An 11,818-nucleotide genomic window follows, 5' to 3' on the forward strand; every position below is an offset into this window, starting at 1 on the left:
GATGCACCCGCCGCGCGCAGGCCTGTTCTCCGTTCCGCCCTCCGTCCCGTTTCTGAAGACCCTGGTCGATACGCTCGCCGACGGTTCCCTGATCCCCGGCTTTTGCCCGCTGCAGACGCCGCAGCTTCTGCCCACTGTGACGCTCTACGTGCCGACGCGCCGCTCCGCGCGCTTGTTGCCCCAGGTGTTTCAAGAGCGTTTTGGCGGCCGCCCGGTGCTGCTGCCGGCTATCCGGCCGGTGGGCGATGCGGACGAGGATGTGCAGGCCCTGAGCGGGGAGGCGGATCTGGAGGCCCTGCCGCCTGCCATGCCCGTTCTGGAGCGGCATCTGGCCATGACCCGGCTGGTGAAAGCCTGGAAGGGCACCTTGCGCCGGGAAGCCTTGAGCCTGCGCACCGACGAGCCCCTGGGCGTGCCCGCCTCAACAGCGGATGCGGCCTGGCTGGCCTCTGATCTGCTGGCCCTGATGGATGAGGTGGAGACCGAAGAGGCGAACTGGTCGGACCTGACCGCGCTGGTGCCTGAAGATTTTGCCCGCTATTGGCAGATCACGCTGGATTTTTTGAAGATTGTCCAGGAGGCCTGGCCTGCCCATCTTGCCGAATGCGGCCGGATGGACCCGAAGGCGCGCCGCTCCGCCCTGATCCGGAGGGAAGCGCAGCGCCTTGTGGCCACCCCACCGAAGGGGCCTGTGATTGTCGCCGGGGTGACCGGCTCGGTTCCGGCCACAGCCGCGCTGCTGAAAGCGGTCGCCGGGCTGGAGCAGGGGGCCATTGTGCTGCCCGGTCTCGACCGGCATCTGGATGACCGGTCCTGGCAATCTCTCGGCCTGCGCAGCGCCCCTGCAAAGGCTGCGCCGGGCCAGCCAGCCCCGGCAACGCTGCCGTCCCATCCGCAATATTCGCTGAAGCAACTGCTCGACCGGCTTGGGGCGGACCGCTCCGCGATCCGGGAACTCGGTCCGCAGCCTCCCGCCGCTCTGGCGCAGCGGGAAGTTCTGGTGTCTGAAGCCCTGCGCCCGGCTGATACCTCCGACGGCTGGACGGGCTTCTTGAGCGAGACCGGAACGGAAATGAGGGCGGAGGCCCTGAAAGATGTGTCCCTTCTTGTGGCGCGGAACGAAGCGGATGAAGCGCTCAGTCTTGCCATTGCCTTAAGGGAAAGCGTGGAGCGCGGTGAGACCGCAGCCCTGATTTCGCCCGACCGGATGCTGACCCGCCGGGTAGCGGCGGAGCTGTCGCGCTGGTCCATTCAGGTGGATGACAGTGCGGGCCGCCCGCTCGATCAGACCGCCCCGGCCATTTTGACACTGCTATCGGCCAAACTCGCGTTGGGCGGCTGTGATCCGATTGACCTTCTGTCCCTTTTGAAACATCCCCTGGCCCGCCTTGGGCTGCCCTTCAAGGATATCCGCTCAGCCGCCCGGGCGCTGGAGCGGGGGGTGGTGCGGGGCCCACGCGCCCGGCCGGGCACGGAGGGGCTTCTGGAGGCGATCGAGGCCAGCCGTTTGGAGGTGGGCAAGGCCCATACGCCGCGCTGGAAAAAGATCCATGACGGCGACTGGGAGGTCATGGCCGCTCTGGTGGAGCGGCTTGGCAAAGCCCTTGCGCCGCTGGAGGCGCTGGCGGGTCAGGCCGACCCTGTGTCCGTTTCCGAGCTGGCCCGGTGTCAGGTCGAGGTTGTTCAGGCCGTTGCCTGTGACGAAACCGGGTCCATGTCGGAATTGTATGCCGGGGAAGCGGGCGAGGCGCTGGCCCAGTTCTTTTCCGCACTGCTGGACGGCGAAACCAGTGGCCTGTCCTTTCCGGCGGGGGAATGGCCAACCGTTCTTCCGGCCCTGATGGCGGGCCAGTCTGTGCGGCGGCGGCTGCCGGGAGACCCGAGGGTGCAGATCCTCGGCCCCATGGAAGCCCGGCTGCAGAGCTTCGATGTCGCAATCCTGGGCGGCTTGAATGAAGGCACATGGCCCCAGCGCACGCGTAATGATCCGTGGCTGAACCGGCCCATGAAACGGGATATCGGCCTGGAACCGCCGGAACGCCGCCTCGGGGCAGCGGCCCATGACTTTGCGCAAGGGATGGGTGCGCAGCGGGTGCTCTTGTCCCGGGCTGGCCGTGTCGATGGCGCGCCGACTGTGGCCTCCCGCTGGCTGCAGCGTCTGACAACGCTTGCAGGGCCTGAGATTTCAGAGGCCATGGTGGCGCGCGGGGCGGTCTATGCGGAGCTTGCAGCCCGTCTGGACCAGCCTTCCGGACCCGTGCGTCCGGCGCTGCGGCCATGCCCGAAGCCGTCTTTGGCCGCGCGCCCGCACACCCTGTCGATCACGGAAATCGAGCGGCTGATCCGCGACCCCTATGCCATTCACGCCCGTCACATTCTGGAATTGCAGCCGGTCGACCCCATTGGCGGCGAGCCGGGTGCTGCCGACAAGGGCAACCTCATTCATGATGCGCTCGCCGAGTTTCTGGCCACCTGGACCGGGCCTTTTGATGACACGGCTGTGGCCGCCCTGACCGGGATTGGCGAAGAGCTTTTTGAACCGCTCGACGCCTTCCCGGCGATCCGGGCGCTATGGTGGCCCCGTTTCCAGAAGATCGCTGCAGGCGTTGTGGCGTTTGAGGCTGTTCGTTCTGCTGCGGTGGAGCAGCGGTTTCTGGAAATCGGCGGCGGGGTGGACCTTGCCCTGCCGGGCTTTCCGTTCCGCCTGCGCGGGCGGGCCGACCGGATTGACCGTCTCACATCGGGCAGCCTGTCCGTGGTCGATTACAAGACCGGACAGGTTCCCTCGCAAAAGCAGGTGGATGCTTTGCTCTCCCCGCAGTTGCCGCTGGAAGCAGCCATGATCAGGCGGTTCGGCTTCAAGGATGTTCCGGCGGACCGACCGGTGAGTGAGCTTTTGTATCTGCAGCTTAAAGGCGGTGTGGAGCCGGTGGTGGAAGCGTGCCGCAATCCCAGGGAAACGGAACTGGAAGAGCTGATCGAAGATGCCTGGCAGCGGCTGGAACAGCTGATCGCCCACTATGCCAGGGAAGACACCGGCTATCTGTCCCGCGCCCGCGTCCTGCAGGAGCGCATGATGGATGGCGACTATGACCATCTGGCGCGGACCCAGGAATGGGCCTTGTCCGGGGAGGAGAGCGGATGAGCGGCTTTCAGATCCCCGAGCTGACCCGGCAAAGGCAGGACCTCGCGTCGCGTCCGCGTGCATCGGCCTGGGTGAGCGCCAATGCGGGCTCGGGAAAGACCTTTGTCCTGTCGCGCCGGGTCGTTCGCCTGCTTCTGGACGGCACGGACCCCGGCCGCATTCTGGCGCTGACCTTCACCAAGGCGGCGGCTGCGGAAATGGCCACCCGCGTCTTCCGTATCCTGGGCGGCTGGGTGACCCTGGAAGACGAGGCCCTGGCCGCCGAATTGCAGGATATCGAGGGGCGGCGGCCGGATGCGTCCCGCCTGGCCATGGCCCGGCGTCTGTTCGCCCGGGCACTGGAAACCCCCGGCGGGCTGAAGATCCAGACCATCCACGGCTTTTGCGAAGCGCTGCTGCACCAGTTTCCCCTGGAAGCCAATGTGGCCGGTCATTTTTCCGTTCTGGATGACCGGGTGGCGGCCGAGCTGATGGCCGAAGCCCGCGCCAGTGTGTTGCACCGGGCCGAAACGGAGCCGGACAGCCTTCCGGGCCACGCGCTGACTGCCGTCATTGAGCTGATGAGCGATGGCGGGGCGCAAAAGGCGCTGGAAGAACTCATCCAGAACCGCGATGCCTTCCGCCGCTGGACAGTGGATGCGGGCGGGTTGGAGGGCGCCCTGACGGATCTTGCCGCGCTGCTGGAGGTCACGCCGGGAGAGACCCTGGCGGAGTTTGATCTCAGGTTCAAGGCGGACTGCCCAGTCGACCTGCGTCTGGCCCAGGCTTATGCCGAAGCCCTCAACACAGGCACGAAAACGGACCAGCAGCGCGCGCTGGATCTGGTGGAAGCGGTCAGGATCAGCGATCCGCTGGCGTTCCGCACCGCATGGCAGGCGGTCTTTCTGACCTCGAAACTGGAACCGCGCAAAGCGCTGGCCACCAAGAAGGTTGCCGCCAGCTTTCCGGAGATGGTCGAAGCGCTGCAGGCGGAACAGGTCAGGCTGCTGGATCTGCTCAGCGCCCGGCGGAAGATCGCGACCTTTGAGGGCACGGCTTCGCTGCTGCGCCTCGCTGACGGGGTCATCCGCCACTATGAGAAAGCCAAGACGGCCAGAGGCTATCTCGACTTTGAGGATCTGGTCGTGAAGACGGCCACGCTGTTGCAGAAATCGGATGCGGCCCAATGGGTCCAGTACAAGCTGGATCAGGGACTGGATCATATACTGGTGGATGAGGCCCAGGACACCAGCCCGCGCCAGTGGGAGGTGGTCACTTCGCTGGCCTCCGAGTTCTTTGCCGGGACCGGTGCCAATGAGCGCATCCGCACCCTGTTTGCGGTCGGCGACGAAAAACAGTCCATCTATTCGTTCCAAGGCGCGGTTCCAGCCTATTTCGACGCCATGCGCCGGGCGTTTTCCAGTCAGGCCGAGGCGGCGGACCGTGAGTTTCATTCGGTCAATCTGCAGCTGTCCTTCCGCTCCACACCGGATGTGCTGGGGGCGGTTGACCGGGTGTTCCGGGACGAGGACGCCTACCGGGGCCTGTCCCAGGAGCTTGCCGCACCGGTTCATGAGGCGATCCGGCGGGATCCGGGCATCGTGGATCTGTGGCCGCTGGAAGCGGAGGCGGAAACCGACGCGCCTGATGACTGGCGGCTGCCGATAGATCATGTCGGCTCCGGCAGTCCGATGCTGAAAGTGGCCAGGCGCATTGCCCGGGAAATTGCCCGCTGGATGCGCGAGGGAACTGCCGATCCGGGCGATGTCATGATCCTGGTGCGCAAGCGCGGCCCTTTTGTGGAGGCGCTGAACCGGGAACTCAAGGAGCTGGATGTTCCAGCGGCCGGCAGCGACCGGCTTGTGCTGACCGATCATATCGCGGTGCAGGACCTGGCTGCCCTTGGCCGTTTTCTGCTGCTGCCGGAAGATGATCTTTCCCTGGCCGCCGTCCTGAAAAGCCCGCTGTTTAATCTGGATGACGACCAGCTTCTGGACGTGGCCCGGGAGACGCCGGACAAGGCCCGTCCCGGAACTTTGTGGCAGATGCTGGTCAAACGTTCGGAAACGTCCGGGCTATGGCAGGGCGTACGGGCGAGGCTGGAAGACTGGCGTGCACGCGCCGACTTCGTACCGCCTTATGAATTTTATGCCCGGCTTCTGGGGGCTGATGGTGGCCGCAAGGCCTTCCGGGCCCGGCTCGGGGTTGAGGTGAATGACGTGCTGGACGAGTTTCTGGCGCTGACCATTGCCTATGAACAGGCCGGACCCCCGGGGCTGGAAGGCTTTCTGGCCTGGATCGCCGCAGCGCCCACGGAAATCAAGCGCGAGCTGACCAATACCAAGGGCATGGTTCGGATCATGACCGTCCACGGGTCGAAGGGGCTGGAGGCCAGGATTGTGATTCTGGTGGATCCGGGTGCCGCTCCGGTCAGCGCGCTCCATGATCCGTCTTTCCTGCCGCGTGCACGCCTTGAAAACGATCTTCTGCCGCCCGCGCTGGTTTGGTTGCCGCCCAAGGCAGACCGCATGGACTGGCACGAGGAGGCCGTTGCCAGGCTCCGGGACGATCAGGCGGAAGAATACCGCCGCCTTCTCTATGTTGCGCTCACCCGTGCCGAGGACCGGTTGATTGTGTGCGGCTGGGAGCCGAAGCGCGGGGCCCATGCAGAATGCTGGTATTCCCTGGTGGAACGGGCCCTGAAGCCCGAGGCGCAGGAGATCATCACGGCGGATGGTCAGGTGCTCGCCTGGCGCTGGCAGAAAAGCGGCGCAGAGGCAGACCCGCACAGCGCGGCCGAAAGCGAAGGGCGCCCGGCCCCGTCCGGCGGTGCCGGGCCAGAGGCGGAAAAAACCATGCCGGGCTGGCTGGCAGAGCCGGTGGCGCCGCTGCCAAAGAAAAAGCGGCTGCAGCCCTCCAAGGCCTTTGAAGAGATGGAGGAAAAGGACGGGGTTGATCCGGTGCCGGCAGTCTCGCGGCTGGAAGCGCGCACCCAGCCCGCATCCTGGCCACTGGAGCGGGGGCGGCTGGTGCATCGGCTTTTGGAACTGCTGCCCGATCTTCCCGACAGCGAGCGCCTTCCGGCGGCCGGGCGGTTTTTGGATCAGGAGCTTGCCCCCGCGTTTTCCAGCTACCGTGCCGCGCTCTTGAGTGAAATCGAAGCGGTTTTGACGGCCCCTAGCTTCGCGCCGCTGTTTGGAGAGGGCGCGCTGGCGGAAGTGCCGCTGGTTGGAACGATTCGGGCCGCTGACGGCACCGAGGTGGAAGTCTCCGGCCAGATCGACCGCCTGCTTGTCGATGGTCACCGGGTTGTGATTGTCGACTACAAGACCAACTTGCGCCCTCCGGAGACCGCTGAGGCCGTGCCGCTGGAATACCGGGCGCAGCTTGCCGTTTACAGGGAATTACTGGCCCAGATCTATCCGGAGCGGGAGATCGAGGCCTATCTCCTGTGGACCTCTACACCTGCCTTGATGCAAATCCCGTCCGATATTCTGGACCGGACGTTCTCCGGACTGAAGCCGGATGGCCGTCCGGCTTGACGGCGGGCCTGCCGCTACCTACGTTCTGGCCAACTGGCACGCTTACATCGGGTAGGCGTCTGAACGCAAACCACGAGATCTTGATATGGCAACAACTCAAGTCACCGACGCCTCCTTCGAAACAGAAGTTCTGAAATCCGACGGTCCGGTGGTCGTCGACTTCTGGGCCGAATGGTGCGGCCCGTGCAAGATGATTGCTCCGGCTCTGGAGGAAATCTCCGAGGAAATGGACGGTGCGGTGAAGATCACCAAGCTCAACATCGACGAGAACCAGGACATGCCGATGAAATACGGCGTCCGCTCCATCCCGATGCTGATCCTGTTCAAGGATGGCGAGCCGATGGCAACTCAGGTTGGCGCGGCTCCGAAGGGCAAGCTCTCCGACTGGATCAAGAGCGCTCTTTGAGGTCGTTCTGCTGCCGCTGGCCGGCTGCGGAGCAAATGATTGCATCCGGCGGACGGGCTTTGCGCCCGCCCGCCGATTTGCTTTGAATTCTTTGCAACCGGTCTTATAAGCATTCGCATACAGATTTGAGCAAATCACGTTTGATTGGATTTGTCTTTCGCTGCCTGACATCAGAGATTTGAACGCAAAAGACAAGCAGTTTGCAATCCGATGAACGCGACACGCTCTAGAGCCAAACGGATTACCCATGAGTGACGAGACCCAAACTCCGCAAAACCAGCCGTCTGACGCGACCCCGGAAACGGACACTGCGGCCTCTCAGCCCGAAGCGGCGGAGATGGCAGCAGCCGATCCGGCCGAGGCTCTGAAAGCCGAAAATGCCGAGCTCAAGGACCGGGCTCTCAGAACCATGGCGGAGATGGAAAATCTGCGCCGCCGGACGGAAAAGGAAGTTAAGGACGCGCGCCAATATGCGGTGTCCGGGTTTGCCCGCGACATGTTGACCGTCTCCGATAACCTGAGACGGGCTTTGGAAGCGCTGCCCGAAGAAGACCGCAAGAACGCCGATGCGGGCGTGGCCGCGCTGATTGAAGGCGTGGAAATGATCGAACGGGACCTGCTCAACCAGCTGGAAAAGAACGGCGTGCGCAAGCTGGACCCGGAAGGTCAGAAATTCGACCCGAATTTCCACCAGGCCATGTTTGAGGTGCCGAATACCGAAGTGCCGAACAACACGGTCGTGCAGATCGTTCAGGCGGGCTATGTGATTGGCGAGCGGGTGTTGCGCCCGGCCCTGGTCGGGGTCTCCAAGGGCGGCCCGAAAGAGGCGCCAAAAGAGGCCGGACAAGCCGAGGACACGACCGCTGGCGACGCAGGGCAGACGGTCGACAAGAGCGCTTGACGGAGCGCCTTCCCGAAGACTTCTATAAAAGCCGCCCGGAGTTAAGCTCCGGGCGGCTTTTATGTTTTCGCCCAAGGAGACGATGATGCTGCTACAGGTGCTGGATTATCTGGGCGTGGCCGTCTTCGCCATGACCGGCGGTATTGTCGCCTCCCGAAAGAAGCTCGATTTCATTGCGCTTTTGTTCTTTGCAACAATGACCGGCATTGGCGGCGGCACTTTGCGGGATCTGCTTCTGGGCGTGCCGGTCTTCTGGGTGGAAAATGAGGCCTATCTGCTGGTCTGCCTTATGGTCAGCATCTTCCTTTGGTTCTTCGCCCACTGGATCGAACAGCTCAACAAACCTTTGCGCTGGGCGGATGCGCTGGGCTTGTCTGCCTATTCCGTGATGGGGGCGGCCAAGGCGATGAGCGTGGGCGACACCATGCTGGTGGCTGTGCTGATGGGCGTTGCGACCGCCACCTTTGGCGGCGTCTTCCGGGACACGATCGCCCGGGAAGCGTCCTCCATTGTGAAGCCGGAAATCTATGTCAGCGCCGCCTTTGCCGGAGCGGGCGGTTTTGTGGCCCTGTCGGCTCTTGGACTGCCGCAGACTGGCGCGGCCGTTGCCGGAGCGTCGCTGGCCTTGGTGCTGCGTGGAGGGGCGATCCTCAGGGACTGGACGCTGCCCGGCTACCGTGCCAAGAAAGAAACCTGATTTTTTTCGGTATTTGATCCGGCGCGGTGTGCTCTTTCAGCGGGCCGGACGCAGCCAAACGGCAGGGAGGCCGGTATGGTTCAGGTTGAGCATGGTGTTTTCTACTGGAATGAGTTGATGACCCGGGACACGGAAAAAGCCAAGGCGTTTTACGGTAAGGCCCTCGGCTGGACCTTCACCGACATGCCCATGGAAGAGGGTCCTGTCTATACGCTGGCTACTCTCGGCGATACGCCGGTGGGGGGCATCTTCCCGATGGCCGGGCCAGACTATGACGGCATGCCGGATCACTGGATGAGCTATGTGGCCGTTGACAATGTGGATGAGCGTGTCGAACTGGCGCTTGCCCATGGCGGCGAAGTCATCCGCCCGCCCTTTGATGTGGCCGGAATTGGCCGGATTGCCCTGTTGAAAGATTCTGGCGGCGCCGTTCAGGGCTGGATGACCCCGAGCGAGATGGCGGGCTGAGGGGCGAGGCTGGGTGTCGTTTCAAACCGGGAGGGCCCGCTCAAACCGTGAAGGCCCGCAAGCTTCAAGCTGGCCCGCCCACTGCCTGGCGTCCCACTGCCAGCCCCCACTGTCCGACCGCATGTTCTTCGTCCCACGACCAACCTGACCCATGCCACAGTCTTCTGAATTGCCGGGGATCGGCAAGCTGCCTGTCTCAGGCCAGAGTCGTCTGGATGCCTACTGGTTCTGGGGGGCGCTGCCCTCTGAAGAGGACATGCGAGCGCAGCTGGCCGGGTTCCGGGCGCAGGGCTTTCAGCGGATTTATATTCAGGCCCGGCTTTCCCTGCCGCGGCCTGTCTACCTGTCTGACGCCTGGCTGACGGCGTATCGCAAGGCGGTCGACCTCATGGCTGGGCTGGGTCTCACGGCCGGGCTTTATGATGACTATGCCTGGACCAGTGGCCAGGCCGGGGGGCGCACCGTTGCAAGCGCGGATCATCTGCGAGAGACCCATGTTTTCTGGGCTCGTGGATCGGCGCGGGAGATCCGGATCGACGGCATCAGGGCAACGCTTGGTGCAGCGCTTGGCCCGGCGGTTCAATCCTGGATCCATGAGAGCGGCACTCCGGAATTCGAGGACTGGAGCGTGGTGGCCGCTGTGCTCAAGGAGCCGGGGAAAGCGCCGCAAGACATCAGCTCCGGCGTTCGGCTTGAATCGTGTGATGCACAGCAGGCAACGGTCCGCTTGGTGTGGGACATGCCCCCTGGGGCCAGCTGGATGGTCTTTGCCCGCGCCCGTGTGCGGACCTCGCGGATCATCAACTATCTCCTGCCGGAGGCGGGCCGCCGTTTTGTGGAGCTTGGCCTTCAGCCCTATGCGGACGCGCTCGGCCCCCATTTGGGCACAACCGTGGACTGTCTCTTTTTCGATCAGCCGGCCCCTGTCCTTTACGACTGGCCGGGCCGCTATGGCAATTTGCGCAACAGCCTGCCCTGGAGCGATGCCTTTGCGGACGCCCTTGCCGCTGACGGGTCTGTGGCGCTCCAGCTGGCTGCGCTCTTGGACGGTTCCGACGCCGGTCCCGTCCGCGCCCGGGCCTACCATTTGCTCAACACAATGATGCAGAAGGCGTTTTTTGAGCCGGTTCGCGGATTTTGTGACCGTCATGGTTTGACGCTGACGGGTCATGAGATTTTGCCTCATGTGGGCAGCTTTGCGCTGAATGGCGGCTTTTCCGGCATTGATCCTCGGGTGGCAATGGCGGCGGATTTTTTTGGTCTGGACCGCTGGCGGGACGAAACGGCTGTTGATGCCAACAATCTGGGGGCCCAGCTTGCTCCGCTCCTGGGGGACAGTCTTGCCAGAGCCAGCGGGCGGAGGGGCTGCTGGACGGAACTCTATCTGACCGCAGAGCGCACACCGCGCAGGGCCGCAGGCCAATGGGAACTGACGCCTGCGGCCCTGCGCAGCCAGCTCTTGCGCCTGCACATGCTGGGGGCAAGCCGGATCATCCTGCATGCGCTTTATGCCGGAGGCGGCCGCTGCGACAGCCTCGGAGACGGGCCACCGGAGCCGCTTGAAACCCTGCTATTCGATTTTCCGCCGGGCTATAATCTTCAGCCCTGGTGGCCGGTTCTGGGAGACCTTTCGGAAGAGGCGGGCAGGCTGGCCGGGTTTTTGGAGGCGGCAAGCCCGCCGCCGCAGGTCGCACTGGTCTATCCGTATGAGACCGCCTTGCGCGAAGGTCCGGCCCATGCCCATGGTGTTGCTTTCGGGGCCTGGTGCGAACAGCTGCTGGCCCATGGCCACCGGCCTCTCATCTGCGACGAGGCCGGATTGGATCACCTTTGCCGCACCGGACAGCTTTTCGGATCTCAGATCGTGGCGGTAGCTCTGCCCGGAGAAATCACCTTTCAAACCCCGGGACTGTGCGCGCGCCTCGCAGATTTGAAGATCCCGGTGCTTGGAAAGCCGCCGGTATCCGTGTCCGGCCTGTTCCCGCAGGACGTGCCGGTGCTGGAAAAAGGGGTGGGCGTCCGCGCCTTGCTGGCTGGACGGGATGCTGCGGGACACTGGCAGGTGGTGCTTTTGAACGAAAGCGATCAGCCGGGCGAAGCCACTGTTCTGTCCTCTTTGGGGCTTGCTGTTTTGGAAAGTGATATCCCGGCGGCGAGAAGGCTTGATGTCCGGCTGGCACCCCAGGAGTTACGCTGTCTGCGCTTGCAGTCAATCCGGGCGGAGACCGGGAGGGTCTGGCTGCCCTCTGCCCATCCAACGCCCGGTCCCGCCTTCCAGGTCTTGGACACCGGATGGACGTTGGCAAGAGGAGACGAGATCAGACCGATCCGGGTTGATGAGGGCTGGCAGGCTCAAGGGCTGGCAGACTGGTCCGGAACCGGGCTCTATGAATGCCGCTTTGTGCTGGACGAAGACAGGGCGCTGATGCTGGACCTGCCCGGTGTGGCCTGTGTTGCGGAGGTCTTTTTGAACAGTCATCCGGCCGGGCGCCGCCACCACGCACCTTTCCGCTTTGAACTCGGCCTCCTGGCAAAGGGCGAGCATCATCTGGCCATCCGTGTTGCCAATACATTGGCCAATGCCCTTTATGCCGGGACGGAGTTTGCCGGGAGCCTCTGGCCGGATGCATCCGGCCTCACGGCCCCGCCCGTTTTGCGGGATCTGCCGGCGGACTGATGC

General features: G+C 64.0%; 7 protein-coding genes. All 7 read left to right on the plus strand.

Annotation, left to right across the window (positions count from 1 at the left end):
• The first annotated feature begins 1 nt into the window (after window position 1).
• Window positions 2–3,145, plus strand: a complete 3,144-nt coding sequence (addB, locus tag ACXAH0_RS04210; protein WP_475174105.1) for a double-strand break repair protein AddB — start codon at window positions 2–4, stop codon at window positions 3,143–3,145.
• Window positions 3,142–6,666: a double-strand break repair helicase AddA gene (addA, locus tag ACXAH0_RS04215; RefSeq protein WP_475189321.1), complete on the plus strand. Its 3,525-nt coding sequence runs from the start codon at window positions 3,142–3,144 to the stop codon at window positions 6,664–6,666. Before addB ends, addA begins: the two co-directional genes overlap by 4 nt.
• Before the next feature lie 85 nt (window positions 6,667–6,751).
• Entirely contained in the window at window positions 6,752–7,072 is a 321-nt protein-coding gene (trxA, locus tag ACXAH0_RS04220) for a thioredoxin (protein ID WP_475174102.1), read from the plus strand.
• Between the two features lie 247 nt (window positions 7,073–7,319).
• On the plus strand, window positions 7,320–7,973 hold the full coding sequence (gene grpE / locus ACXAH0_RS04225) for a nucleotide exchange factor GrpE (protein ID WP_475189324.1): 654 nt from the start codon (window positions 7,320–7,322) through the stop codon (window positions 7,971–7,973).
• An 85-nt stretch (window positions 7,974–8,058) separates the two neighbouring features.
• Entirely contained in the window at window positions 8,059–8,670 is a 612-nt protein-coding gene (locus tag ACXAH0_RS04230; protein ID WP_475189515.1) for a trimeric intracellular cation channel family protein, read from the plus strand.
• A 75-nt stretch (window positions 8,671–8,745) separates the two neighbouring features.
• The gene (locus tag ACXAH0_RS04235) at window positions 8,746–9,138 is read left to right on the plus strand and encodes a VOC family protein (RefSeq protein WP_475189327.1); all 393 of its coding nucleotides are present in this window, start codon (window positions 8,746–8,748) and stop codon (window positions 9,136–9,138) included.
• 151 nt (window positions 9,139–9,289) lie between these two features.
• Window positions 9,290–11,815 carry a hypothetical protein gene (locus ACXAH0_RS04240; protein WP_475189330.1) on the plus strand — a complete coding sequence of 842 codons (2,526 nt, stop codon included), beginning with the start codon at window positions 9,290–9,292 and terminating at the stop codon, window positions 11,813–11,815.
• Window positions 11,816–11,818: the final 3 nt, after the last annotated feature.

Source organism: Roseibium sp. AWQ4_290, assembly GCF_056160985.1.

What these genes read in the sequence shown, in the direction of transcription:
- addA (WP_475189321.1), top strand. Translation starts at nt 3,142, where the DNA reads ATGAGCGGCTTTCAGATCCCCGAGCTGACCCGGCAAAGGCAGGACCTC.
- ACXAH0_RS04240 (WP_475189330.1), top strand. Translation starts at nt 9,290, where the DNA reads ATGCCACAGTCTTCTGAATTGCCGGGGATCGGCAAGCTGCCTGTCTCA.
- ACXAH0_RS04230 (WP_475189515.1), top strand. Translation starts at nt 8,059, where the DNA reads ATGCTGCTACAGGTGCTGGATTATCTGGGCGTGGCCGTCTTCGCCATG.
- ACXAH0_RS04235 (WP_475189327.1), top strand. Translation starts at nt 8,746, where the DNA reads ATGGTTCAGGTTGAGCATGGTGTTTTCTACTGGAATGAGTTGATGACC.
- trxA (WP_475174102.1), top strand. Translation starts at nt 6,752, where the DNA reads ATGGCAACAACTCAAGTCACCGACGCCTCCTTCGAAACAGAAGTTCTG.
- addB (WP_475174105.1), top strand. Translation starts at nt 2, where the DNA reads ATGCACCCGCCGCGCGCAGGCCTGTTCTCCGTTCCGCCCTCCGTCCCG.
- grpE (WP_475189324.1), top strand. Translation starts at nt 7,320, where the DNA reads ATGAGTGACGAGACCCAAACTCCGCAAAACCAGCCGTCTGACGCGACC.